Annotated in this window: 14 protein-coding genes and 1 tRNA gene; 6 read left to right on the plus strand and 9 right to left on the minus strand. The window is 60.2% G+C overall.

The features are described 5' to 3' along the window. The first annotated feature begins 80 nt into the window (after positions 1-80). Complete coding sequence (locus tag KTAU_RS15990) at positions 81-2,081, plus strand: ATP-binding protein (RefSeq protein ID WP_170293347.1); 2,001 nt, start codon at positions 81-83, stop codon at positions 2,079-2,081. 225 nt (positions 2,082-2,306) lie between these two features. On the opposite strand, the gene KTAU_RS15995 is transcribed toward KTAU_RS15990, so the two are convergent. Then, entirely contained in the window at positions 2,307-3,581 is a 1,275-nt protein-coding gene (locus KTAU_RS15995; RefSeq protein WP_170293348.1) for a M16 family metallopeptidase, read from the minus strand. Between the two features lie 324 nt (positions 3,582-3,905). Between KTAU_RS15995 and KTAU_RS16000 the strand changes: the two genes are divergently transcribed. Together KTAU_RS16000 and KTAU_RS16005 are read left to right on the plus strand one after the other, a co-directional pair. Further along, positions 3,906-3,978 (plus strand) — tRNA-Arg (locus KTAU_RS16000). A gap of 287 nt (positions 3,979-4,265) precedes the next feature. Continuing rightward, positions 4,266-7,940 (plus strand): TIR domain-containing protein, encoded by a 3,675-nt coding sequence (locus KTAU_RS16005; RefSeq protein ID WP_151729321.1) that lies wholly within the window; start codon positions 4,266-4,268, stop codon positions 7,938-7,940. Between the two features lie 64 nt (positions 7,941-8,004). Here KTAU_RS16005 and KTAU_RS16010 read toward each other — a convergent pair whose 3' ends face one another. The 4 genes from KTAU_RS16010 to KTAU_RS16025 all read right to left on the minus strand — a co-directional run bounded on the left by KTAU_RS16010 (position 8,005) and on the right by KTAU_RS16025 (position 11,310). After that, the gene (locus KTAU_RS16010) at positions 8,005-8,883 is read right to left on the minus strand and encodes a C40 family peptidase (protein WP_151729322.1); all 879 of its coding nucleotides are present in this window, start codon (positions 8,881-8,883) and stop codon (positions 8,005-8,007) included. Between the two features lie 61 nt (positions 8,884-8,944). Then, complete coding sequence (locus KTAU_RS16015) at positions 8,945-9,853, minus strand: proline dehydrogenase family protein (RefSeq protein ID WP_151729323.1); 909 nt, start codon at positions 9,851-9,853, stop codon at positions 8,945-8,947. 274 nt (positions 9,854-10,127) lie between these two features. Then, positions 10,128-11,000, minus strand: coding sequence for an SDR family NAD(P)-dependent oxidoreductase (locus KTAU_RS16020; protein ID WP_151729324.1), 873 nt, complete (start codon positions 10,998-11,000; stop codon positions 10,128-10,130). 52 nt (positions 11,001-11,052) lie between these two features. After that, positions 11,053-11,310, minus strand: a complete 258-nt coding sequence (locus tag KTAU_RS16025; RefSeq protein ID WP_112430672.1) for a hypothetical protein — start codon at positions 11,308-11,310, stop codon at positions 11,053-11,055. A gap of 315 nt (positions 11,311-11,625) precedes the next feature. Between KTAU_RS16025 and KTAU_RS16030 the strand changes: the two genes are divergently transcribed. Continuing rightward, positions 11,626-13,005: a hypothetical protein gene (locus KTAU_RS16030; protein WP_151729325.1), complete on the plus strand. Its 1,380-nt coding sequence runs from the start codon at positions 11,626-11,628 to the stop codon at positions 13,003-13,005. 162 nt (positions 13,006-13,167) lie between these two features. On the opposite strand, the gene KTAU_RS16035 is transcribed toward KTAU_RS16030, so the two are convergent. From KTAU_RS16035 to KTAU_RS16045, 3 genes are all read right to left on the minus strand, one after another. Continuing rightward, complete coding sequence (locus KTAU_RS16035; RefSeq protein ID WP_170293349.1) at positions 13,168-13,491, minus strand: 2Fe-2S iron-sulfur cluster-binding protein; 324 nt, start codon at positions 13,489-13,491, stop codon at positions 13,168-13,170. Positions 13,492-13,804: 313 nt separating this feature from the next. Next, on the minus strand, positions 13,805-15,610 hold the full coding sequence (locus KTAU_RS16040) for a BACON domain-containing protein (RefSeq protein WP_170293350.1): 1,806 nt from the start codon (positions 15,608-15,610) through the stop codon (positions 13,805-13,807). 726 nt (positions 15,611-16,336) lie between these two features. Next, a complete protein-coding gene (locus KTAU_RS16045) occupies positions 16,337-17,359 on the minus strand; it encodes a hypothetical protein (RefSeq protein ID WP_151729327.1) in 1,023 nt (340 codons plus the stop codon). Between the two features lie 469 nt (positions 17,360-17,828). Here KTAU_RS16045 and mutL point away from each other — a divergent pair, with 469 nt between their 5' ends. Beyond that, positions 17,829-19,958 carry a DNA mismatch repair endonuclease MutL gene (mutL, locus tag KTAU_RS16050; protein WP_151729328.1) on the plus strand — a complete coding sequence of 710 codons (2,130 nt, stop codon included), beginning with the start codon at positions 17,829-17,831 and terminating at the stop codon, positions 19,956-19,958. Further along, the gene (gene priA, locus KTAU_RS16055; RefSeq protein ID WP_151729329.1) at positions 19,958-22,558 is read left to right on the plus strand and encodes a replication restart helicase PriA; all 2,601 of its coding nucleotides are present in this window, start codon (positions 19,958-19,960) and stop codon (positions 22,556-22,558) included. The genes mutL and priA overlap by 1 nt, the downstream gene beginning before the upstream one ends. Before the next feature lie 30 nt (positions 22,559-22,588). Here priA and KTAU_RS16060 read toward each other — a convergent pair whose 3' ends face one another. After that, positions 22,589-25,783, minus strand: coding sequence for a HEAT repeat domain-containing protein (locus KTAU_RS16060; RefSeq protein WP_170293351.1), 3,195 nt, complete (start codon positions 25,781-25,783; stop codon positions 22,589-22,591). Positions 25,784-25,919: the final 136 nt, after the last annotated feature.

Consider the following 25,919-nt stretch of genomic DNA (forward strand, 5'->3'; position numbering starts at 1 on the left):
GTCTTGAACCTTGACCGCCTTGCTAGAATATTCATGAGTACTCATCGATCGTGCCAGCAATGCGGAAAGGTGTTCGTTTCATGGAGCGCGCCGCCAGAGATGGGGCGGACATGGCCAGCGTTGACCGTCGCTCTGCAGAGTATATGACGTTCCTTGCCTGCACGGCCTCTGATACTGCTCTCCCTTGGGCATCGACCACCGCTGCGCTGATGCCCTCTACCGCGCAGGCGATCCTGGCAGCAGTGGCGGAAAATCTACATAGTGGCTTGCTGCTTTTGAACCAGCAGGAGCGGTTGGCCTGCGCGAATAGACGGGCAGGCGAGTTGCTAGGCTGTGAAGCCCATGAGCTGGTTGGCGAGTCAACAGTGGATGTACGCGCACGTTTGTTGGCGCGGGCGGCCGATCCCCAACGCGCTCGGGAGGCCCTTGATCGTCTCTGGGAACACTCTGAGCAGGAGATGTCGACAGATCTGGCTCTGGTGGATGCGGCGATCCGCTGGCTGCGTGTGCACAGTTTTCCTATCCACGGCGCTGAAGGTCGCTTACTGGGGCGGGGCCTCCTCCTAGAGGATATTACCCTGGAACGTGAGGCTGCTCAGGCCCGCTCGGAGGCTCTGGCCCTGGCAGCTCATGAGCTGAAAACTCCCCTGGCGATTATTAAGGGGTGTGCGACAACCCTGCTCGGTTCGTCGCGCCGCTGGGATGCGGCTGTGCAACGTGAAATGCTGGAGATGATCGATACCCAGGCCGATCGCTTGTATGAGATTCTCAATACTCTTGTAGATGTGTGGCGGCTCGATAGTGGAACGCAGACGCTGCATCTGGCGCAAGTGCAGTTTGAGGAGTTGCTGCGTCGCCTGGTGGAACAGCGCGAGCGTTCAGCTCCCGGCCATCGCTTTATTCTGCGCCTGCCTCCTTCTTTACCTCCAGTGCCGTGCGATCCATTGCGCATAGAGCAAACACTCAATCATTTACTAGATAATGCAGTTCGCTATTCGCCTGGTGGGGGAACGATTCGCCTGGAGGTGGAGGCCGAGGGCGCTGAATTGCGCGTGAGTATTACTGATCAGGGCTTGGGGATTCCGCGGGAGCATCTGGAGCATATCTTTCAGCGCTTCTATCGCTTGCCGCGCGAAGAGGCTGAGGGCGAAGAGGAGGGCAGCGGCCTCGGACTGGCGGTAGCGCGGGCGACCATTGAGGCGCATGGTGGGCGGATCTGGGCCGATTCGCCTGGCCCGGGCCAGGGGGCGACGTTCTCGTTCACGCTGCCACTGCAGGCAACGGGGGAGCTTCTGGCTCCTGGTCCGACAGCGGAGCCGCTGCCGGCCTTGACTTCGGCGAATGCTCCGGCTCACAGTCAGGGGCCGACCCTGCGCCGCGAGCGTCTGGCGTCCGTCTTGCTGGCTGAGCAAGATGCGCGCATCGCTCGTTACCTGCGTGCCCATTTGGAAGAGCAGGGCTGCCAGGTACAGCTGGCAACCCATAGCGCTCAGTTCTTCCGCTTGCTCGATCTGCAGGAGCCGGATCTGATCTTGTTGGCTGATCTGGCTGATATTACGGCTTTGGAGCTGCTGCGCCGTCTGCGCGAGTTCGCCGAGACGCCGGTGATTGCTCTCTGTACTGCTGGTCATGAGGAGGAAGGGGTTCGTCTGCTCGATGCTGGCGCGGATGATCTAGTCTACAAGCCTTTTCATCTGCGAGAGCTACTGGCTCGGGTGCGCTGTCGCCTGCGTCGGCGTGGTCGGGAGAGTGCTGCGGAGGCGAGGTATCAGCGTGTCTTCCGTACCGGAGATTTGGTGATCGATTATGCGCAGCATCAGGTCTTTGTCAATGGGCAGCCGGTGCAGTTGAGTCGCACAGAGTATCGCCTGTTGAGTACGTTGGCGCAGCATGCCGGCATGGTGATGACGCATGAGCTGCTCCTCGAAAAGGTTTGGGGACCGGAGTATAGTCGCGAGATAGATTTTGTTTGGGTCTATATCAGTCGTTTGCGGCGCAAGATTGAGCCGGACCCGCGCCATCCGCGCTATATTCTGACGGTGCCGGATGTGGGCTATAAGCTGGCCCGCCTGTCCGGTTGAGTCCGGCTCGTTGCTTGCTCCTGCTCTTGCTTGTCTTCTCTCCTCCCTCCTGGCCTTCGCTTGTGCTTAGGGCGGTTCAGGTGACTTGGCCGCGATGCCTGTTTTTTGTCTTGCTCTGTCTGCTCTCTCTATCCTTTCCTGCTTCTTGCCCTCTCGCCTGCGCTTGCTCGCTGGCCGATGGTGGTGACGTCGGGCGTCGCGCTGGGTGAGCCGGCGCCAGCCTGTTTAGTTGAGAAGCTGCTCTTCGCTCAGGGGACCGAGGGCGACCAGGACCTGTTTTTCGCGCAGGGGGAAGCGCTGCAAGGTGCGCATGATGTCGTCGGTGGTGACGCGCTCAACGCGCTCGATTTCTTCGTCGATGCTGATCAGTCGGCCTTCGGTGACCCAGTCTGAGGCCAGGGTGCGCATGCGAGTGAAGGTCGATTCGCTGCTGAGGACGATGCTGCTGATCCATTTATCCTTGGCGCGGCGCAGTTCATCCTCGTAAATGCCGTCCGCTAGCAGGCTCTCAAGCTCAGCGCGCAGGAGACGCAGGACACGGGGGGCCTCTTCGGGGGTAGAGTTGGCTTCGAGCAGGAGCATGCCGGTGTCTTCGAGGGCCCAGAGGCCAGCGCTGGCCGATTCAGCCAGGCCCTTTTGATGGATGTTCCAGTAGATGCGCGAGCCGTCGGTATCGCCAAGGATGCTGCCCCCGAGAGCGGCGGCGTAATAGTCGGGGTCCTGGATGCTAACACAGGGCATGGCCAACAGGATGATTTGCTGTCTGAGGCGCGGGTCGACGATGACGTTGTTGATGGCGTGCGCTGGTGCATAGGGCTGTGGCTCGCGTCCACTCTCACCGGTGCGCCAGTCGCTGCACAGCCGCTCGGCTCGCGCGACGAAGCGCTCCCAGTCGAAATTGCCGGCGACAGCCAGGATCATGTTGTTGGCGCCGTAGCGGCGCTGCCAGTAGTCGCGCATCTGCTCGATGCGCATGTTGCGGATGCTTTCGCGCGAGCCAAGAACGTCGTGGCCCAGGGGATGGCCGTTGAAATAAGTTTGGGCCAGGCGGCGAAAGGCCAGGTTGTAGGGCTGGTCTTCGGAGCGGGCGATCTCGTTGATGATCACTTCTTTTTCGGTTTCGAAGTCGCTTTCGGCCAGACGTGGATACATCATGTCGCTGAGAAGTTCGAGGGCGCGCTCGCTGTATTCGCCGAGGACACGCGCGAAATACATGGTGGCTTCGTGCGAGGTGAAGGCGTTTAACTCGGCGCCGATTTTGTTGAATTCAAGGGTGATTTGCTGCCAGTCGAGATGCTGGGTGCCTTTAAAGACCATGTGTTCGAGGAAGTGTGAGACGCCCTCGATAGCGGGATCGTGCTCGTCGCGCGAGCCAGTGCGCACGTAGTAGGCAATGGAGACCGATTCGAAGTCGGGCATGCTTTGACCCACGATCTGCAGGCCGTTGCTGAGGCGATGGGTGTGGAAGATGTCCCGACCAACGGTGATAGAATCTGTCATGCTCTCTTCCTCCGCGTGAACAGGAGCCTCATATGTTCTTTTTTCTAGCATGATAGCCCCTGCCAAGAGCGGCTGTCAAATAGAGGGAGAGGGGCCTCGCCCCTCGGGCTGCGCTGGCAATGGTTCATTGCGCTCTGCCATCCCCCGCTTTCAGGCTGTTACGGGCACCGCGCCTGGCGCTTGACAGGACCCCAAGAGCATGCTAGGATGAAACCAGTCTGTTCTCTGGCCTATGACTGGTAGCGTGTGCGCTTTGCCTCTGACCAGCGCAGGCCGTTGGCTTACATTGCCGTTCCTGCATCTACATCACCGATCAAGCAAGAAGGGGCCGTAGCTCAGTGGATAGAGCAGCGACCTCCTAAGTCGCGTGTCGGAGGTTCGATTCCTCTCGGCCCCACTTTCTTCATTATAGCTCGTGTCAGCTTCCTATCTTCTCTCTTTCAGCTGCTCCGATCTCTTCGCCTGTTCCTGGCGTCTCTTCTCTGGGTGGTCCCACCGACTGGCGCCAATATAGCTGCTCTTGTCTATAATCATCAAGATGACCGTTGAGTACTGGATTGGCCGCCAGTTTCTTCTAGAGCAATCCATTGATGTTGGCCGTTCTTATGCTAAAATAGACGAGTATCATGCGATGAGGAGTTGATAGGATGAATCTCCAGACTCGAGGCAGGTGATCGATCGGCTATGACGGCGGCTGAGACGAAGACGGCTCTGGTCTTTCTGTGTGCTGCGGCTCGCGATAGGCGCTTCGTGGAGGAATTGAGAAATCATTTGCAGACACCCGCTCTGCGCTCGCGCCTGCGTTGCTTCGCCTCGCTCGATGTGCCCGCCGGACGGGTGCCCTCCCAGGAGGTGGGGCAGGCTGCCCGGCAGGCTCAGGTGGCAGTGGTGCTGGTGAGTGCAGAGCTGTTGAGTGGGCGGAACGAGGAGCAGAAGGAGCTTAATGTGCTTTGGCGACGGGGACAGATGGGGGGACTTCTTCTGATTCCCGTGCGGGCACGGGCCTGTCCTCTAGAGGGGACGCCTCTCGAAAAGTTGAAATTTATGAATGAAAAGAGCTGCGCGGAGCTGAGGCGGGCTGAACGCGACCAGCTCTGGGTCAGGGTGGTGAAAGCGATCTGTGCGGTGCTGGAGGCGGACGAGGAAGGGCAGGCCGAAGCTGCCAGAGAGATGGGCAAGGAGGGGCTTGAGGCGCTCTGCACCCGCGTGGAGGAGCGTTATCGACGGGCGCTGCTGGGGGACCGCAGTCTGACCCTGCTGCAGGTGCTGGGGATGCGTACGGCTTTCCCGATCGAGCGGATTTATATCCGTCTGCGTCTGCACGAGAAGCCGGAGATCCGCTATCTCGGTCCCGAGGAGCAAGGGGAACAGTTTGATCATCTGCATGTGCGGCGACGCCAACGACGGCGGCTGGAGCGGCGTTTCGGGGAGGCTTTGGAGCCACAGGAGGCGGTCCACCGCCATTCGCGCTGCGTGATACTGGGCGACCCAGGGGCTGGTAAGACGACGCTGCTGCGCCATCTGGCGATCTGCATTCTGCGCGGCGAGGCTCCGGCTTTGCCTCCGGTTCCAATCTATCTGAGCCTGAATGCTTTTGCGGCCTCGGGTCAGGAGAATTTGTTAACTTATGCAGTCTGGCGCCTGACGCGCGATTACCGAGACTACGGACTTGAGGAGGAGGAGGTAGCCCTCTATCTGCGCACGCGCCTGGAGGAGGGCAAGACGCTCTTTTTGTTGGATGCGCTGGATGAGACCCTGATTGGTGAGTCGCCAGAGGAGGCCGGGCAGAGCTATCGCCGGGTGGTGGAGGCGGTGCAGCGGCTGGCCAATCGCTCGGCGGTGGTGGTGACGGCCCGTCGCGCCGGCTATCGCTTGCATCGCCGTCTGACTGGCTTCGATGAGCTGGATGTGCTCGATTTTCGCCAGCAGGAGATTGAGCAGTTTGTCCAGCGCTGGTTTGCCCAGGAGGGGAACGGTAGGCCCGAAGCGCGAGCTGAGGGTAAGCGCCTGCTGGATGAGTTGCTCCAACAGCCGCATCTGTTGACGCTGGCGGCCAATCCGCTACTGCTGACGCTGATCGTCCTCCTCTATGAGGAGAGCGGTGAGCTGCCGGCGCGGCGCGCGGCGCTCTATCGGGAGTGTGTGACGCTCCTGTTGGAGCGCTGGGATCGTGAGCGCGATATCCGAAGAATGGGCAGTCCTGTGCATCTGCGCCCCGATCACCATCGCCATTTGCTCTATGAGCTGGCCTGGCATATGCACGCTCGCGGCTGGCGCTATGCACCACGCGCGGCGCTGGAGGAGTGGATCGCCGAGTTTTTGCCGCGCCTCTGGCAGACCGGCGGGCCAGACCTGGCGAGGCAGGTGCTGGAGGCACTCAGCGATGATAGCGGGCTGTTGCGGGAGCAAGGTCAGGATCTCTATGGTTTTCTGCATCTGACGCTGCAGGAGTATTGCGCAGCCTGTTACGTCAGTGAGAGCGGCAGCGTTGAGCTGCTGCTTCCCTACCTGGGTGATCCGTGGTGGGAAGAGGTGACGCTGCTCTATGCGGGAGCAGTCAACGATGCGACGCCGCTCTTTCGCGCACTGCTTAATGGCAGCAAGAAGGCACCACCAGAGGATCTCTTTCACAGCAAGCTGCTGCTGGCAGGACGCTGCCTACTGGCGCAGCCTCTGCTGCGTGACCGGCCAAAGCTGCGGTACGAATTGCCGAAGCGCCTCCTTGATGAGCTAGAGCGCACTCCCTATAGGCTGATGGAGAAAAAACTTGTCGAGATATTAGCCATGCTGGGGCGTGTCTATGGCGAACCTGTCTTGGGGTCAGGTGATGAAACTATTAAGAATAGATTACTGGATATACTAAAATATAGAAATTTGTTTCTGATGAATATGGTAAAAAATTTTTTCCGACAGAAAGATAATAAAGTTAGAAATTTCACTCTGACAGATTATCTTGGTAATATTATTGATAATTGCCATGAAGAGATCGATGACGATGATAATATGATCATTAATGATAAATCTGTAAAACAACTAAGAATAGGAAGACATCCATCTCAAGATAGAAAACTGGAACTTCTGATACAAAGACTAGAAAAGCAAAATATTGATGAGAAAGTAATGATAAATTTGTTAAGTAAAATGAGACAGCTTTATAACATCAATAAGAAAATAGAGTTTTTGTTGACATTAGTAAGAACTGAAGGGCTGACTGCCAGGTTTCGCTCTGATTGTGTCATGCTGTTGGCTGGGATGCTAGGGAGCTACGGCGATGAGAAGGCGATAAAGATCCTCCTGTCGCTGGTGAAGGATGAGAAGTTACCTGAAAAGATGCGCTGCAATTGTATAGGAGCATTGACTAGTATATTAAGAAAAAGTTATAATAAAAAAGTGATAGATTTTATAATCTCTTTGGTGAGAAATAGGAATGCGTCTATAGATATGCGTCAAAAATGTGTAGAAGGCTTGGCGAAGGTACTGGGCGGTCGTGGCGATGGTGAGGCGATAGAGGTTCTGCTGTCATTGGTGAGGGACGAGCGGCTAGCGATAGTGTTACGCCTGGTCTGTGTCGAGGAGCTGGGCCACCTGGCCAAAGAGGTCCCGCTAGCGCAGACGGAAGCGCTAGCTGCGCTGGCCAATCTCAGTCTGCACAGCGAAGTGCGTGCTGCTCTGGCTCTTGCTTTGGGGCAAAGTGAAAATCGCACCCTTGCTGCTCCCCTGCGCGTCTGTTGGCAGCGTGAGCAAGATGAGAGACTCAAACGCACCCTGCTGTTGGCCCTGGTATGCCTCGATGATCTGGATCTGAGCGTTCTGGCAGAGGCTGAGGAGCTGGCTCTCCAGGGCCATCCTGATAGGCTTTCCTCTTCAGAGAGTGCCCTATGGGAATCCCATTTACCTGAGTATCTGGTAAGGCATAGCGGGGCGGAGACGCTGGGGCACTTGCTGAGGAGGAGTAGGTTTGCGAGGGGACAGCTCTCACTCTCGTTGATAGAGGCAATAGAGGCCGCTGAACGTCGCGACCTGGTGCCTGTGCTGCTCGACGTCTTGGAGCACTCATCGATGAAGGCGGCACTGATTAGCCTCAGAGGCGCAAAGCTCCAGAGCATTATACAGGTGATCAGCCAGCTCGGCGAAACGCCCGAAGTCGCCAGGCGCCTGCTCGCCCTCTTTCAAAAGGCAGTGATAGATTCCAACCTTCCGGTCGGCTACTGGGTAGTTGATTGCCTTTTCGAAGCGCTCTGGCACGTCACGCGGCGGGCTGGCCTGCTGGTCGTCGAACGCCCGCGCGGCAGCCAGCGCTACGTCCTGCTCCCGCGCCGCGGCTCCAGTCCTGCCGACGGCCTGCCTAACCTCTCCTAGGCCCCGTCTCCATCTCCTCATAACGCAGCAGATGCGACCGCTGGCCAGGCCCAGCCTCACGCACTCACTCAAGCCTGGGCTGGCGGCCTTCCGCCTGTTCATCCTCCGTCGCCACGCGCTTCACCCCCCACACGCAACCCGCCAGCCGCTCGTTATAGTCCTCGTCGCCCGGCTCCAGACTATTGATCACCACGCGATGATACTCCACCCCCTCCGCATGCACAAAGCGCCGCCCATCCAGAGCCAGCGCCACATGCGTAATCCGCTCGCGCCCAAAAAAGAGCAAGTCGCCGGCGCGCAGCTCCGTCAGCGGCACCGAGCGCCTCAGAAAAGCATACTGCTGATCCGCATCGCGCGGCAACACATAGCCCGCCATCCGATAACACAACTGCACCAGGCCGCTACAGTCGATTCCCTCGCAGGTTGTCCCGCCCCATAGGTAGGGCGTACCCAGCAGCTCGCGGGCATACCCCAAAGCCACCGTCACGGGGCGGCGCGGAAAAGCCTCGTGGGCCAGCTGTACTGCCACCGCCTCGCGCTCCAACCAGCCACGGCGCTCGCCTGGCAGAGCCACCTCCACCCGAGAGGCAAAACGCAGATCGGTCACCGGCAGCACTGTCGACAAATAGACCGGTTCCAGCGTCTCATCGTTCTCCGCCCCCGCAAAGAGCCAGGTTCGCGGCCTCTGCACCACTGCCACCAGCGGCAGTGCCGTTCCACAGCCCTCCCCAACTCGGCAGAAGCCCGTCACAATCGGCTCCTCCAGATTGGCCTCGTGCAGCCAGCCACTGTAATCCGAAAGCTGCCCATGTAGCCACTCGCCCTGCTCCCCATCAACTACCACCTCGCGGTTCAGCAGCGCCTGTGTCACCAGCTCTGAAGCCGCATCCGGCTCGCGTCGCACATCAGCCACCGGCACCGCCACCACCAGCTTCGTCGTCATCACAGCGCTTACTCCTCCATTGCCTGAGAGAAACGTCAGGCGCCCGTGCGCTAAAGAACGCTCAGCGCCACAGATTACTCAAGACAAACATCAGATTGGCCGGACGCTCCGCCAGGCGGCGCATCAGATACGGATACCACTGTGAACCATAGGGCACATAGACCCGCACATGGTAGCCCTCGCGTGCCAGCCGCTCCTGAAGGTCGCGCCGGATACCATACAGCATCTGAAACTCGAACGCATCGCGGCTAATGCCGTGATCGCGCGCAAAGCGACAGGCCGCGGTAATCATCGCCTCATCATGCGTGGCAATAGCTGGAAAGTTCCCACGTGCCAGCAACATCCCCATCAAGCGCACATAATTCGCATCAACCTCCGCCTTCTGCGGAAAAGCCAGATCCGGCGGCTCCTTGTAGGCTCCCTTCACCAGCCGCACCCGTACCCCTTCTTGCAGCAGACGCTCCAGATCATCCTTGCTGCGATACAGATAAGCCTGGATCACCGTCCCAACCTGGGCAAACTCGCGGTGCAGGCGCAGCGTTAGATCGATCGTCCGCTCGGTATAGGCCGAGCTTTCCATATCGATGCAGACAAAGATTCCCAGACGACCAGCCTCCGACAACAAGCGGCGGAGATTCTCCTCGCACAGCTCCTGAGCAATATCCAGGCCCAGCGCCGTCAACTTGATCGAGATATTGGCATCCAGGCCGCTCTCCTTAATGCACTCCAGAGCGCGGATGTAATCCTCGGTCGCCGCCCGCGCCTCGCGCGCGTCAGTGACGTTCTCCCCGAGGTGGTCCAGAGCCACGCTCAGCCCCTGCTGATTGAGCGTGCGAGTTACCTCGATACTGTCGCTCAGCTGCTCGCCAGCCACGAAGCGATGAGAGAAATTGCGCGCTGTCCGGTTCGACAGCGCAAAGTTGCGCAGCCCATCATGCTGCGATAGATACAGCAGTGTATCTCTGAGCATCAGCGCCCCCTCTGACCGATGAGAAAATCGAAGTGGTGAAGCATTAGCATAGGCCTGTCTTGCTAAGCTTTCCTGCCCCTATGATAGCACAAAAATAGCCGCTCTGGCTCCCCTTGCCAGCGGGTTCCAGAGCAGCCCAGCGCTCCTCAGAACAGTCGAGCCAGATCGCTAGAGAGAGCGACCTGAGTGAGCAAATGAGCATGGTCATACCAGAGAGACCGCCTGTTCCCTGGCTCTGACCGGCTCGCTCGGGCCGCTTTGCGTCAGCGCAAGGCTACCAGCGCAGCGAGCGGCGAATCTGCCAGTCCCAGAAGCGATCGGGTAGCCAATAGCGCAGACGCATCGCCCAGGCCATACTGGGTGGAACGGCGTAACGCGTGCGCGGGCGAGGACTCTGCAGAATCTTCTCAACTGTCTGGGCAAACAGCTCCGGCGGGAACCCTCCCCTGCCAGCGGCCAGGCGTGTCGCACTCTTCTCCATCACTGTCAGCAGGCGTTCGTATGGACTCCCCTGGCCGCGATACTGCTCCAACTTAGCACGCGCCCGTTCCATACTCGTACGCCAGATCCCTGTCGGGCTAGAGGTCGGCTCGATCACCACCACCCGCACACCGAAGGGAGCCAGCTCCACCCGCAAACTATCGCTGAGAGCCTCCAACGCGAACTTGCTCGCTCCATAGGGACCCAGAGCCGGCAAGGGAATACGGCCATTCACGCTGCTCACATTAATAATCGTCCCGCGCGCCTCCTTCAGCAGAGGTAGCAGCGCCTGCGTCACCCCGACATGGGCAATCGTATTGATCTCAAACTGCTCACGCAGATCGTCGAGGTCGATCAGTTCCAGGGGACCGGCGAAAGCCGTGCCCGCATTATTGAGGAGAGCGGTTAAGGCTGGCGTCGCTGCCGCCACCTGCTCGCTCATGGCCTTCACCTGAGCAGCATCTGTAATATCACACAAGAGCGGCGTCAGGTTCCCATTGAGGCCGAGTGTCTTGGCCTCTGCCAGCAACTGCTCCGCGTCTGCTTCGCGTCGCACTGTCGCAAAGACCTGCCAGCCACGTCGCGCCAGGTGGAGGGTCGTAACCCGACCGAAGCCGCTGGAACAACCTGTAATTACAATGGTCGCATTCCCTGCCGTCTTACTCATGTTGCTCTCTGTTCCTCTCCTTCCTCTCTGTCGCTCTGCCGCTGACGAGAGATTAGAAAAGCTCCTCGCCCTCCTGATCTTCAGGGCGCGGACCAGGCCCGATGCGATCCCAGAGGCCCAGGCGGATCAGCTCACATCGGGCCTCAAAGCCGAACTGCTCGGGGTCCATCTCGCGGCCATGACGGAGGACCAGGCTGCGCAGCATCTCGATCTGCTCCGCCTTTGAAGCAACATCCTGCTCAAAAGGAATATGCTGCGCCAGATGCTCTACCGCCTGACGCTGATACCATTGCTCCTGTGACTCTGCCATAGGCACCCGCTCAGTAGGCAGTCAGATCAAGACCAACAAGCTGCAAGTGAGCAATCGCCGGTGGTGCAGCCAACCAGCCAATCAGCGAAAAAGTAGGCCGGGCTACATCTGTCGGCCTTGCACCCCTTCATCAAGGTAATGCTATCATGGCCGCTCCCGGCGGCGCAAGGGCGCCCGTAGCCTGGCTGGGCCTGTGGGAGAGATACACTCTGAAACAGATTTGTATACGTTGGACATAGCCATTTTGCCCTAAAGCGCCCGCTCACTCTTGACCGCATCAGGCAACAATGCTACTGTCAGAAAGGAGATCAATGCTTGATAGATAACTTCCGGTATATAGCGAAGGTGATTGTGATGATGCTCTGTGTCCACTGTAATACGTATCGACCGGAGGGCGAGGGTCCCTGTCCCTATTGCGGCGGGCCTGCGTCGGCCTGGCCGGCTCATGGCGCCAATGGCAGCGACGGCAGCGGCTTCTTCTCCACTGGCAGTGGCCACACGACAGTCGCCATGCCACCGCTGGGTTCCTCCTTTGGTGCTGGCTCTGGGGCAGGAGCTGGAACAGGAACAGAGTGGCAGGCACAATCACTGTCGAGCTATCAGCCGTATCAGAGCTATCAGCAGGGGCTGGGCAATGGAGAGGGCGGGGGAAGCTCGGCGATCAACTATCCGACCGCCGGTCCTGGCGGCCCCGATGTCAGCTATCCAGCCTTGAGCACTCCTGGTTTCAGTGTCCCCCCGGCGGTCAATGGAGCTGAAAGTTTCTCTGCCCCCCTCTGGGGCCAGAATCAACCGCCGCAACCGGGTGGGGCAACCGAGGCCGTTTCCCAGGAACCTTTCCCGCCAGGCCAGCAGCAATTTCCTGGTACTTACCCGGGCATCGAGGGGATGCTGGCCCAGCAACAGACTGGTCCCCAGCCTCTGTCTCAGGGCCAGGGTCAGCAGACGATGGCCATGCTGCCTGTGCTCTATCAGGACCCGGCCAATCCTTCTACGCAGTCGCTGATCCTCATTCCACAGGCCCAGGGCCAGGGAATCAACACCGGTGCCCTCTTGCCGTTCGGCCAGCAGATGCCGGGTCCTCCGATTGCCGGCATCCCGACGGAAGAGGAGGCGCTCTACATCCCGCCAATGTATACGAAGCCGAGGCCGATCATCCCACGTTACCGCGCTATTAGTGGCTTCCTCAGCTTCATGATCGTTATTCTCTTACTGTGCAGCGGAGCAACCTATTACGCCAAAGTGACTGGTAAGCTGGCCTTCCTGGGGCAACTGGTAGGCGTCACTCCGCCTAACGTGGTGGCGACACCGGTGCCTAACCTGCCCGACCCCAAAGCCAGCGAGAATGGCCCGGCCTACGGGATCATTAGCTCGGCTACAACCGCGCCCAGCGTCGACCCCAAGACCGGCATCGCGCTCCAGCCCAGTCAGGTCTTTAAACCCGGCCAGACCGTTTACCTGACCTATAGCGTCCACGCCAAAAAAGCCGGCACGGTCACCGTCAAGTGGTACACCAATGGCCTGCTCTACCAGGTGCTCTCGAAAGCCACTCCGGACCCAAAAGGCGGCTCTTGGACGGGCGTTTCTATGATGCGCTTTACTCAGCCGCTCGAAGGCATGATCGAACTCTACTGGAACGATACGGGGAAACAGCCCCAGCTGGCCATTCGCCTCTACTTCGTTGTGCGTCCCTAGCCCGGCAACCTGACAATATGCAAGCAAGGCTGGTCACCGTGCTGCGCTAGTGGCCTGGAGCGGACCCTGTCAATGGGACCCTCCAAACACAAAGGGAGGAAGGAGGCAAGGGCGGCCACAGATGCAGGCACTGCCCCGCTCCTTCTCTGCCTCTATCCGAGGCTAGGCTTCTTCCCCGCGCCTCTTGCACAACGTCTCAACGTTCACGTCACCGTAGACGCGGACCTGGCAGGCCAGACGCACATTTGGATTCTTCTTGAGATCGTTGCGCAGCCAGAACTTTTCCATGAAGGTCAGCTCATTCGTATTGCTGGCGGGGTAGACCGCTACGCGATCCGTGCCACAGAGTCCATTGCCATGACAGTTGGCGAATTTCCACATGCCGCAGTAAACAGGCACATCATGCTCAAGCGCTGGATAGCGCACGTTGTCGCCTTCAGGAACCTCAACCTTGACCTTTTCACGTACAAACGTAATCGTTGGCACGATGAATTCCTCCGCAGGAATGGTGCTGGCTCTCTTTGAATGCTCCTTTGCCGGGGACCAGCCAGCCAGTCAGCAAAACAGACAGAACCTGACCAGGCTGGTGAGAGAGCGCCGGCCCAGTCTCACCTGGCCTCGATCTGGCCCCTCGTTTCCTCCACACGCTGACCTCTAACCAGTTGACCTTGTACCTATACTGTGTCAGGCGCGTCGGAGGTCTGTTGCTGCTGTGCCTGGTGAGAGTGTAGCATAGAGCACCAGGGCTAGCAAGGGCAGGGGGAGCCGGGATACAGAGCCGTCTAGCCTGGCCTGAGCCTTAGATGACAGCGATGAGAACGAGCACCTGCTGCGGGGACACCAGAGAAGCCAGGTTCTGATCACGCTCTGCTACCGTCAGCGTCAGGCTCAGCGACGTATTGGCAGGCACCTGAGAGAGCATGGGGACAATGCTAACAGTCACATCTTGTCCAGGCGCCAGCGGGCCACCACTCTCGGGCGTGATCTTCAGAGGTGGGTCGCTCTGATCTGCGGTAATGATCCAGTTGAGCGGTGCATTGCCTCCATTGGTAATGGTCACGGTTTCAGCCGCCGGCGTCGTACCGTGTGGCACATCGAAGATGAGGATCGCTGGCTCAACGCTAATCGTAGGCAAAGCCAGCGTCTGCACTGTTAAAGTGACAGTGATTTCCTGTTTGAGCGCGCCGGCGCTGAAGATCAGGCTCCCCTGATAACTTCCTGGGGCCAGGCCAGCCACATTGATCTGCACCTTCACCGTGACACGCGCCCCGGGGGCCAGCGTTCCTGACGTTGGCGTGGCCCCTAGCCAGGGTCCATTATCGCTGGTGCTGCTTGTCAAGGACCAGCCCACCGTGAGGCCGCCATTGTTATACAATGTCAGCGACTGCGGCGGAGGATTCTGGCCCTGAGTCGTTGTGAAGCTAAGAGCAGACGGTGTCAAGACAAGCTGACCCGATGCCACCACATGCAAGCTAACCAGCAACTGCGGTCCCTCTCCTGCCCCGCCGACGCTCTCAAAGTGCACCGTCCCTTGATAGTCCCCCACAGAGAGCGAAGCCGGTGAAACCGTCACGCTGAGCGTGATACTAGCTTCGGCCGCCAGGTGACCAGCGCTTGGCGTGACCTGGAGCCAGTCCCCGCCGGCGTTGGTAGTCACATGACTGCTCCAGTCGAGCGCCTGCTGGCTATGGTTCTGCAAAGCCACCGTCTGCCTCAGTGGGGCCTGGGCGTCGCTGCTCGCCGTATAGCTCAAGCTGGCGGGCGCGATACTCAAAGTGGCCGAGGGTCCCAGGACTGTCATGGTGACAGTCAAGACTTGTGCAGGTCTTCCCTGTCCACCTGCCTGCTGGAGGAAGGTCACATGGGCTGTATAGCTGCCGGCTGCCAGATCCCCGCGCTGGGCCACCAGGGTAACCACCTCGCTCCCGATAAAGCTGCCGCTGGCCGGATCTACTCCTAGCCAGGAACGATCGCAGCTAGCCCGCCAGTTTAGCTGACCATCGCCAGCGTTGAGCAGGGTAATCGCCAGCCGCGTCGTTGTCCCAGGAAGATCGGCCCCCAGATCAACGGTGTAATCAGAGAGCCTCAGCTGCGCCGGTGTCGATGGCGACGACAGCACCGTGATGGTCGTCGCAATGCTCAGCAGCTGGGTTTCATCGACAACCAGCAGCTGATGCTCGCCAGGCTGCCAGTCCGGAGTTACAGTCACCTGAATAGCAAAGGCGCCAATCGCATTGGCCTGCACGCGCAGCGGCTGACCGTGGGCATCTCGTAAGGGGATCATTCCATCACGCCGCAAAATGAGCAGGTCTCCTGCCCCGAATCCTTTGCCGACCAAGGTTAGACTCTCGTTGAAATGCAGCTGGCGCGGAATTACCGTCAGCGAGGGCGCCAGTGTCGCGACCGGCCAGCGGCGGGTGAAGAACAGATAGGTAAGAGCTGCACTCATGGCCAGCGCTACCAGGAACAGTACCAGCAGCGCGCGCAGCAAGAGATCGCGTCGCTGAGAAAAAGAGCCTGAAGGCGCTATCTCGTGGGCGCTGGCGCTCCCCCCACGCTGGATATGCGCAGGTGAGGGCAAAACTTCCTGGCGCTGCAAGAGCATCGGCTGCGGTTCTGCGGCGTCAGCGCTGGCGGCAGGGGAAGCCGGCTGCTGAGGCGCAGGTTCCTCCCAAATGGCGGACGGCGGCACCGAAAACGGGCTGGAAAGATAAGGCTGGTCCTCTGGGTGCAGTCCAGCATGATAGCCGATTGGCTGAGGCGAGGCCGGGGGAATAGAGCGTCTCCGCGGTCTACCTTTTTTCTTCAGCACAGAAGAAAGCCCAAGGGGACGCCCACAGTGACGGCACACCTGGGCATAAGCAGGCACTGGTTTATGACAATAATGACAACGCTTGGTCTGCATTGGTGTGTCCCACTCTCTGACCTTGCTGCTCATGAGCACGGCTGAACGGCTGACCTGACCGGCTAGACCAGCCCACCTCATGGCTGGTTACTCCGGCTCTCAACCAGACTGAGGCCGGACTGTTGGGGAGGGAACTGCTCGCATGCTCTCTTCTGAGATAGACGTCAGACCTGGCCTGACATCCAGGGGAGAAGCAGGACCGATCATAGTGTATCATAATTTTTCAACATGGGCACAACAGTAGCTGAAGGCAGGCTCTCTCTAGACTGGCGGCGCTGAAAGGGAGCAGACAATGTGCACTGCAAGGGCAGACAACAGGGAGAGTATCGCAAGGAGTGAGAGAGGATCAGCCCCTGAATGAGGATAACAGGGGATGCGAGGGATGCACTATAGGCACCACAGCCCTCGCAGGTCCCTGGGAGCGGCTTACAACTCGTCGCACTCGCTCGTGGGAGCTACCTGCGCGAGTAGCTCCTCTTCCAATTGGCGCCAGGCCAGGGCTTCGGCCTGGCTGACGTCGAGCGGCTGGTGCTGGCGCGTGGCCTCGCTCATCATCTGGGCTACATGACGGCGCAGGTTGGCAAGTAAGGGCTTTTGCACTTCCAGCGGTGGCAACCTGTAAAGGCGAATCAGATCGATAGGATAGAATTCATCAGGTTCAAAGGCGAGCAGCAGCAGATTCCTGTATTTGTGCAGTAGAGAGAGCCACTCCTGAGCCTGCAGCTGCAGCCGGCTACTCACCGCCAGCAGGCAGCCGGCAACGCGGCGAGCACGAACAATCGGGCAGGCCACAGCACTCAGAGCCTCATCCTGCACCAGTGGCTCCAATCCAGGGGTCGGAAACCTCAGCGGAGCCCGCGCTGGTACCTGAAAGATGACTGTGCGGGCCATGGAGACCGCGTGACCGGCCAGGGACTCGCTGCCGTAAAAGCAGGCTTCGCTCTGCGAACTGAGCTGCCAGCGCCGACTGTCGTTGACCAGCGCCGTACGCAGACTGCGCACATATCCATCGCGTGAGGGCGGCATACAGCGCACAATGATTAAGCTCAGCCCCTGCCGCCGTGGATCAAGATGAATGGTGGCTTGCTGTAGCACAAGATTGCTGATCGCCCAGGTGCGTAGCGGCATCGGCACCCTCAGCGCAGCATTCAAGACACGGTCATAGAAAACAGGAGCGATCTCCTGAGCCTCACTGCAGAGAGAGGCACTCTGGTCACTCCGGCTCAGTAGGGCAAATTCCTGTGCTACCAGCTCCAGCAGCCCTTGATGATGGTGTGGCAATGCACAGAAGAGACGATAGAGTGCATAAGGACAGGGAGACTCTTCGCCGGCGGCCCAGCGTGCCAGGGTCGTGGAGGAGATACCTGCTGCTTCTAACAAGTGCATTTGCTCTTGAGGATTGTCTTCGATGCTGCTTAGAAATTCATTCCATCGTTGAGGCTCGTACATTCTTCCTTCCTTGGACCCTCTCAATAGCTACACACCGCTCCTCACCTAACTATAGCACGCTCCTCCGACCTCGGCCATTAAAATTCCGTTAAAATTATGAGCAATACATCTTTTATCTACGCTCAGCATAGATAAATAGTTATATCTCTTCGTAGAGAGCAGTCAGGCCGAGGGCAAGTGGCATGTGAGGCCCCAAAAAGGCTACTGCGGCCCATCCTGCCCGGGAAAAGCCCTCGCGAGCGAACCCGCTATCAGTCGAGCGCGAAGCGTGGATTGCAGGCCGCACAAGGGACCATTCTATGGTATAATCAGTCAGTACGAACACTCGTTCTTGCCCTGCCTGGTTCCGCTGAGGAGGAGGAGGTCAAGGCCGAGCGAAGCTAATCTGAGGAGTGGAGCGAGGGCGGGAGCAGCGTGGAGTAGCGTGTTTCTCCCTGCTCGCTTCAGCAGCGAAGGAAGAGTCTGCCCTATGCCGATTCGCCAACTGGCCCCGGAGGTCGCAGCCAAAATCGCCGCTGGCGAGGTGGTGGAGCGCCCCGCCTCGGTTGTTAAAGAATTAATCGAGAACAGCATTGATGCCGGTGCCTCGCAGATCCGCGTCGACCTCATCCGCGGCGGCCTGCAGCTGATACGGGTGAGCGACAATGGCTGCGGTATTCCGGCGGAGGAACTGCCGTTAGCCCTGGCGCGCCATGCCACGAGCAAAGTCAGCACTGTTGAGGATCTGGAGAGCATTCGCTCGCTGGGTTTTCGCGGGGAGGCGCTGGCGAGCATCGCTGCGGTAGCGGAGGTTGCCTTGATCAGCCGTCCCCGTGGCGCCTTGCATAGTGCTCAGATCAGCGCTTGCAATGGGCAAATTTCAGCAGTCAGTCCAGCCGCTTCGCCCGAAGGTACCATTGTCACAGTGCGCAACCTCTTCAGCGCTGTACCGGCGCGTCTGAAGTTTCTGAAGAGCCGTCAGACAGAAGTCAGTCATTGTTTGCATTTGCTCCAGCAGTACGCCCTGGCGTACCCTGAGATTCGCTTCACGGTCACTAGCGAAGGGCGCGAGGTCTTTGCGACCCCTGGCGATGGTCAACTGGCTACGGTGCTGGTGCAGATGTACGGCCCGGCGGTGGCCAGGCAGATGGTGCCGCTCAGTGGCCAGTCTGCCGATGATCCCGAACGCCCAGTGATCAGTGGCTATGTCAGCCGGCCTGCCTGTTATAAGAGTACGCGCCAGTATCTCTCGTTCTTTGTCAATCGCCGTTGGGTCCACAGCCGCCTGCTGATTGCCGCTGTTGAAGAGGCCTATCGAACCCTGCTGCTCAGCGGACGTCATCCGCTGGCGGTCATTAATATCCAGGTAGACCCATCCCAGATCGATGTCAATGTGCACCCTGCCAAGACGGAGATCCGCTTTCTGCGCGAGCGGCGGGTCTATGCCGAACTGATGCGTGCGGTACGGCGCGCTGTCCTGGAGGAGGCGGAGGTGCCAAGCTGGCAGCCGGCCCAGCGGTCGGTCTCCGCGGCTACTGCCAGTACCGATACGGTATTGGCTTCCCCGGAAGCTGCGTCGTCGCCCCAGCCCCTAGACGAGGAGACTGTCGCAGAGGAGCAGGCGGCAGCCTTGGCCCCGGGCGCGACTGTACAGGAGCAGTCAAGGGAGGCTTCCACCCCGCTGGCTGATCCTGCGCCGCGCAAAGGTCCTGAGAGCGGCAGTAGCCTCGGGTTGCGGCATGCTTTCCCTCTTGATAATCCCTGGCTGACAGTCAGCGAGGAGGAACGTGGAGAGCGAGCTGCGCTGCAGTCCCGTCTTTGGCAGAGTCATCTCCGTCCGCAGCAAGGTGAACCCACGCGCGGGCGCCGTCCTCTGAAAGCCATTCCTCCCGCGTCCGTGGAACCTGTGCAGGGCGAAGTAGAGGCAGAGCGGAGACAGGCTGCTCCAGCGAAAGAAGAGCTGCCTTCTCTGGCTGCTCCACTGACTCCAGAGGAGGTCTTGGTCGCTGCGCAGCCCGGACCTCGTCAGGAGCACAGTCGTTTTCCTGAGCTGCGTGTCATCGGACAGTTGCTTCAGAGCTATATCGTGGCCGAGGGGCGCGATGGCCTTTACTTGATTGATCAACATGCTGCTCACGAGCGCATTGTCCTGGAGCGTATGCTGGCCGCACGTCAGGGGCAGACCTCGCTCGCCCAGATGCTTCTGACCCCTTTGCGCCTTGACCTCTCGCCTGCTGAGTTGGAGGCCATCGAGGAGCGCCTCGACGATCTGCGCAGTTTGGGCTTCGAGCTGGAGATGCTTGATCACGGCCAGGTGCTGGCGCGTGCCGTCCCATCTGTACTTGCCAGGCAGCTCAGCGCGCGTTCGCTGCAGGAGCTGCTCAGGGAGCTGACGGCCCCCGAGCACGATGGCTACAGCCAGACCTGGGAGGAGCATGCCCTCGCCAACATCGCTTGTAAGGCCGCCATTAAAGCCAACTATTTTCTAACCAGCAGCGAGATGCGCGAACTGATCGATCAGCTGGCCCGCACGCGCGCGCCTTTTAGCTGTTGTCATGGTCGACCGACGACGATCCATTTCAGCGCTGCGGCTCTAGAACGCGAATTCGGGAGGCGCTAGTGTTTGCCGAGGTGCTAACCGTGGCCGCTAGCTGGCAGGGCGAGCGACCCCTGTTGACTTATCAAATACCGGGGGAGCTGGCCGGACAACTTCAGCCGGGCCAGCTGGTGGCCGTCCCCTATGGCGAACGGCTGGTCGAAGGTATCATCTGGCAGCTGGCGGAGTCCTGCGAGCACAGCGCGCCAGAAGCGCTGCGCCCCCTGCATGCTCTGCTTGACCCACAGCCGGTGCTGCTACCCCATCAACGTGCCCTGGCGGAGTGGATGGCCGATTACTATGTGACCTCGCTGGCTCTGGTTGTACAGCTGATGCTCCCGCCAGGCTTGCTGCAGGGGTCGCGCGCTGTGCTGACTCTCGTCAATGCAGAGCCGCGTGAGACGGCCTCGCTACCGCTCCAGGCTCTGATCGGTCTGCTCCTGGATGAGGGCGAGATCGATGTTGCCCGCCTGCGGAGCATGCTGGGTCCTACGCGCGCCCGCCTTCTGCTCAAGGAAGCCGTGGCCAGTGGCCTGATCGAGCGCGTGCCACGCCTGGCGGAGCCGCGTCTGCGTCCGCGGCTACAGCGCGCTGTGCGACTCTGTCTGAGCGGCGAGGAGCTGGCTGCCTGGAAGCGGCGCCTGCAAGAAAGCCTGCCGCAGAATCTGGTGCCCGATGTCGCTCCTGCCTCAACCATCGAGCTGCTGCATTTCTCTCCTCCTCTGCGCCGACGTCCATCCTCGGCAGCCCCCTTGTCGCCTGGAGGGCCTACGGTCAAAGCTCCTGCCGCGGCAGCCAATGGGGGCCCAGGTCAGGAGGGCCTGCGCGCTCTGCGCGCCCTGGCTGCTGTCGACTTACTGGAACACAGCCCGCCCGATGTCACCTGGACGCCGAGCCGCCTGGCGCGCGCCAGTGGACTCACCCAGGCTCAGCTGCAGCAGCTCATCGCTGAGGGTGTTCTGGCGATCGACGAGAACGTGGAAGTCCGGCGCGACCCGCTGCGCGATCGGCGCATTGCGCCTGGCGCCCCACTGCCGCTGACGCCTGCTCAGGAGGCGGCCTTGCGCGCCATTCTTGCCCCCGAAGCCGCTCAGCGTCCCTTGCTACTGCATGGCGTCACCGGTAGTGGCAAAACCGAGGTCTACCTGCAAGCCCTGGCGGCCCTCATTGCTCGCGGCAAGAAGGGTCTCGTGCTGGTCCCTGAGATTGCCATCACTGCCCAGGCCATCCAGCGTGTTGCTGGGCGCTTCCCGGGACGGGTAGCCATTATCCACAGCGCCCTCAGCCCGGGTGAGCGCTACGATGAATGGCGGCGCATTCGGGCCGGTCAGGTTGATGTCGTCCTCGGCTCACGCTCCGCCCTCTTTGTCCCCTTACCCGACCTGGGCATCATCATCCTTGACGAAGAGCACGAGACGGCCTACAAGCAGGAGGAGCGCCGGCCCACCTACCACGCTCGTGAGGTAGCCTGCACCTTGGGGCGGCTCCTTTATATTCCCGTCGTTCTCGGCAGCGCAACCCCTTCCGTGACCAGCTTCTATCGTGCCCAGCAAGGGGCCTATCAGCTCGTGGAGCTGCCCGAGCGCATTGGGGCCCCTCTGCCCCCGGTGGAGATCGTCGACCTGCGTAGCGAGCTGCACGCCGGTAACACCAGCATCCTCAGTCGTCGCCTGCGTAGCGAGCTGGAGCGCGTCCTCGCCCAGCGCCAGCAGGCCATTCTCTATCTCAACCGCCGCGGAGCTGCCAGCTGCGTCCTCTGTCGCGAGTGCGGCTATGTAGCCATGTGCGAACACTGCGACGTGCCGTTGACCTATCACGCCACCGAGCGCATCCTCCTCTGCCACTACTGCAATCTTCAGCGTCCCGTCTTGACACGCTGCCCCCACTGTGACCATCACAGTCTGCGCTACTTCGGCGTCGGCACCGAGAAAGTCGAGCAGGCGCTCCAGCAGACCTTCCCCAACGCCCGGCTGCTGCGCTGGGACCGCGACACGGCCCGCACGCGGCGCGCCCATGAGCAGCTCCTGGACCGCTTTGCCAATCATGAAGCCGACATACTGATCGGCACCCAGATGATCGCCAAGGGTCTCGATCTGCCCGGCGTAACCCTGGTGGGTGTGGTTGCCGCCGACATCGCCCTCATGCTGCCGGACTTCGCCGCCACCGAGCGCGCCTTTACGCTCCTCACCCAGGTGGCGGGTCGAGCCGGGCGCGGTAGCGAGTCTGGGCTTGTCATCATCCAAACCTTCAACCCGGAGCACTTTGCCATTGAAACCGCCTCGCGCCACGCCTACCACGAGTTCTACGCTGCTGAGATCACCCTGCGCCAGCGCTACGGCTATCCCCCTTTCCGCCAATTTGTCAAGTTCACCTATAGCCATACCAACCGGCGCCGTGCCCAGAATGAGGCCCTTCTCCTGCGCGAGCAGCTCGATCGCGCTATTGCCGAGCTGGGGTTAGAGGAGACCGACATCGTGGGACCGGCCCCGGCAGTAATGGAACGCATCCGCGACGAATTCCGCTGGCAAATGATTGCACGCGGTCCCGATCTGCGTCCTCTGCTACGCGCCATCACCATCCCCCCGGGCTGGCACGTCGACATCGACCCGGTGAGCACCATGTAAATGGAAAAGCCATCCCACCCAGGTCAATCGCTAGGGGATAGCCTCAATCCGTACGCATCCCTGGCCAGGCATCAGGCGCACGCCTAGACGGCGGCTGATCCTCCAGAGCGCCTCATAGATGGCATCGGCGATATCCGTGTCCTGGAGCAGCCCCGTCAACGTCTGCAGGGTCTCCTGGTCCTGAGCGAGCTGCCCGAGCGCCTCCGCCAGGGCACGGCGCAAGTACTTGTCTTCCTCCTCGCGACAAAGCAGATGCAGCAGCTGAGGCACAATCGAGCGCTCGCCGAGCTGACCAAGGGTATGGGCGATGGTGCAGCGCACCGGCAGCTCAACCTCCTCGTCGCTCAGCAGGGCCAGTAAGTATGGCCCCACGCTGCGCTCGCCCAAATTGCCCAGCGTACGAGCAATCGCTTCCCGCATCCAGGAGCCGCGCCGCCGGTCGGCCAGCAGCGTCAACAGTTGCGGCACCACCCAGCGCTCGCCCAGATGGCCCAAAGCCCCCGCAATTGCCTCGCGCACCGGCAGCTCGACCTCTTCATCGGCCAGCAGCTCCAGCAGCAAGGGAATGACCGAACGCTCCCCCAGGTAGCCCAAGGCCACCGCGGTGGCATACCGTACCGAGCGATCAATATATTCGTTGTCAAGCAGGCCCAAGAGCTGCGGAATCAGGCTGCGCTCACCCAAGCGGGCCAAAGCCGCCGCGATCGCATGGCGCAGTGGCAGCGGCAAGCGCTCATCAGCGAGCAAGCGCAGCAGCTGAGGGGCGACGGAGCGCTCGCCCAGCTGGCCCAGGGCCGCCGCTAGCGTATGGCGCAGCGACAACGGGAGACGCTCATCGATCAGCAGGGCCAGTAACTGGGGGACGATGGAGCGCTCGCCGAGTTGACCCAGCGTCGCCGCAATCGCATCACGTACCGAGGGGTCAACCGTTTCATCCGTCAGCAGGCGCAGCAGCTGGGGCGCAATGGAGCGCTCCCCCAGGTAGCCCAGAGCATGGGCAATGGCGTAGCGTACCGAGGGATCGATTCCCTCATCGGAGAGCAAACGCAGTAGATGCGGCACAATGGAGCGCTCCCCGATCCGACCCAGGGCATTGGCAATGGCATAGCGCACCGAGGCATCGAGCTGCTCATCGACCAGAAGGTGGACAAGCGGCAGCGCTAGCGAACGCTCCCCAAGACGACCCAGGGCATCAGCGATGGCATCGCGAACCTGGACGTCAACCCCCTCATCGGCCAGCAGATGCAAGAGGCCCATATTGACCCACTCGCCGCCGATCTCAGCCAACACCTCAGCACTATTGCGCCGGTCCAAAGGATAGGGCGTCGCTGTTAGCAGGGCAAAGAGACGGCTGATGACCTCCTGGCGCAGACCGCTCTCGCGCATCGTCGGACGCATGGCCAGACAGCGTCCCGCCAACAGCAGATTCGTATGGAAGAGATCGTCGCTGGAGCGTCGTCGCCCGCCACTGCCAAGCAGGTGCTGAAGCAGTGGGCTGATATCGCTGACTCGCCCCGCGTAGAGCAGAATCACCTCTTCCCACCAGGGATTGCCACGCCGTTTAATCAACTCTAGTAACTTTCCATGATCGACAGCATAGAGAGCAGTCAGATACTCCTGTAACGTCAAATGAAGGAAACCATACCAACCACGAGCCTGCTCCTTCAAGAGGGTGTGCTGCCCAATGATCTCGCTAAAGATCTCCTGACTCTGCTCGGCATCGAGGCCGATAGTGGGCAAGAAGCGAGCGATTTCCTGCAACACCTCATCCTCGGGAAAGTAGCGCTGGCCGCGCAAGTGGAAATGCCAGGCGATTGCCTCCAGCAACTGGAGCTTGTGCTGGGGCAAAAATTGACTGTGACGATGAATGTCACGGCTGCTATCCCAACGTGTCAGCAGCGTCTCCACGCAGCGTCGATAGAGTTCCACACGTCGATCTGGCAGGTCCAGCTGCTCTTCATAGAGAAGAACGATCAGCGAGAGCAGCAGGGGATTGCCGGCCAGGGCCTGGACACGAGGGCTGCGCTCGAGACGATAGATCAGATCGTTCGCAGCCTCGGAACCCAGCTGAGAGCCGGTCAGTGCCAGCCAGCGCTGGATGAACTGACGAATATCCTCGGGCCGGAAATCGAGGACCTCCAGCTCGCGGAAGCCAGTCAAGCGGCTGCGCTGATGGTAGCCGGCCTTACGCGCCGTCACCACGATCGGCACCTGGGGATAGCGCGTTGCCAGCTCTACAATCATCATGACGACAGAACGATAGGTTGACTCAGCCTCATCCTTACTGGCACCGGTCAGTGTCTCATCGAGCGCGTCGAGCAGCAGGAGAGCGCGCCCCTCCTGTAAACGGGAGTGCATCAGCGCCAGGGCCGTAGTCCGAGGGATGCGATAGCGCTCCTCCCATGTCCGCGCGGCAAATTGAATAATATCGATGTTATGAGGCGTAGCGATAGGGCTGGCAGAGACAAAGGTATTCAGCTCAACGAAGATAGGGAGGTCAGGCAGGCCCTCTAGCTGGCCAGAGAGCGAGCGCAACGCCAGATATTTCAGGAGGGTTGTCTTGCCGGCGCCCGGGTCTCCCAGCACCACGCTGCGGCGATAGCGGCGAATGGCCTCATCCGGGTCGAGTGTCGAGGCAGCCTGGCTATCGCAATAGCGATGGCCGCTGCGGCAGAGGTCGACGAGATCGCCGCTTAACTGTCGTCCGTAGCGCTCCTCATCGAGCTGGTAGCCCGGGCGAGTCTCCTCATGCAGACGCACACGGATATAGAGATCGAGCAGATTGATAGGAAGATTCATATCAAGAATCTGAAGATGAGTCAAGCGAGGATCGACACGCAGCCCTGCCTGATACTGCTCAAGCGCCTGGCGCAGGCAGCGAACGGAGAGGCGCTGACGCCAGGCATTCGCCTCATCTTCGCTCTGGGAGGCGCGCAAGCGCCCCAGATAGAGATTAACAGAGGCAGGGATGGCTGCGGCCAGCACGGCCCCCACCAGAGAGATGAAAGCCACCACGATCGGTGTATTTTCCCACCATGCACTGCTACTGGGAGGGCCAGCGAGCAGAGCCATCACCATCAGCCCTGGCGCCGTTCGAGCGGCTACTGGCTGTTCAGGCCAGCCAGAGGAGAGCACACGTGGAGCAACGATAACCCAGCCGAAGAGCGTCTGGGCCAGAATCATTGTGCCCATCGTTGCCAGAAGACGAAGAGAGCGGGTACACATACCGTCCTCGTTTCTTGGCTTGCGCGCGCTGCATGCGAATACAGACTGCCGCGAGCGGAGAACTGTGAGCCTGGAGTAAGCCTTGGTCAATATCAAGCACATCGAACAGATCACCACCTTCGTTTCCCCCCGGTGC

This window comes from Thermogemmatispora aurantia, assembly GCF_008974285.1.
Taxonomy (GTDB): Bacteria; Chloroflexota; Ktedonobacteria; order Ktedonobacterales; family Ktedonobacteraceae; genus Thermogemmatispora; species Thermogemmatispora aurantia.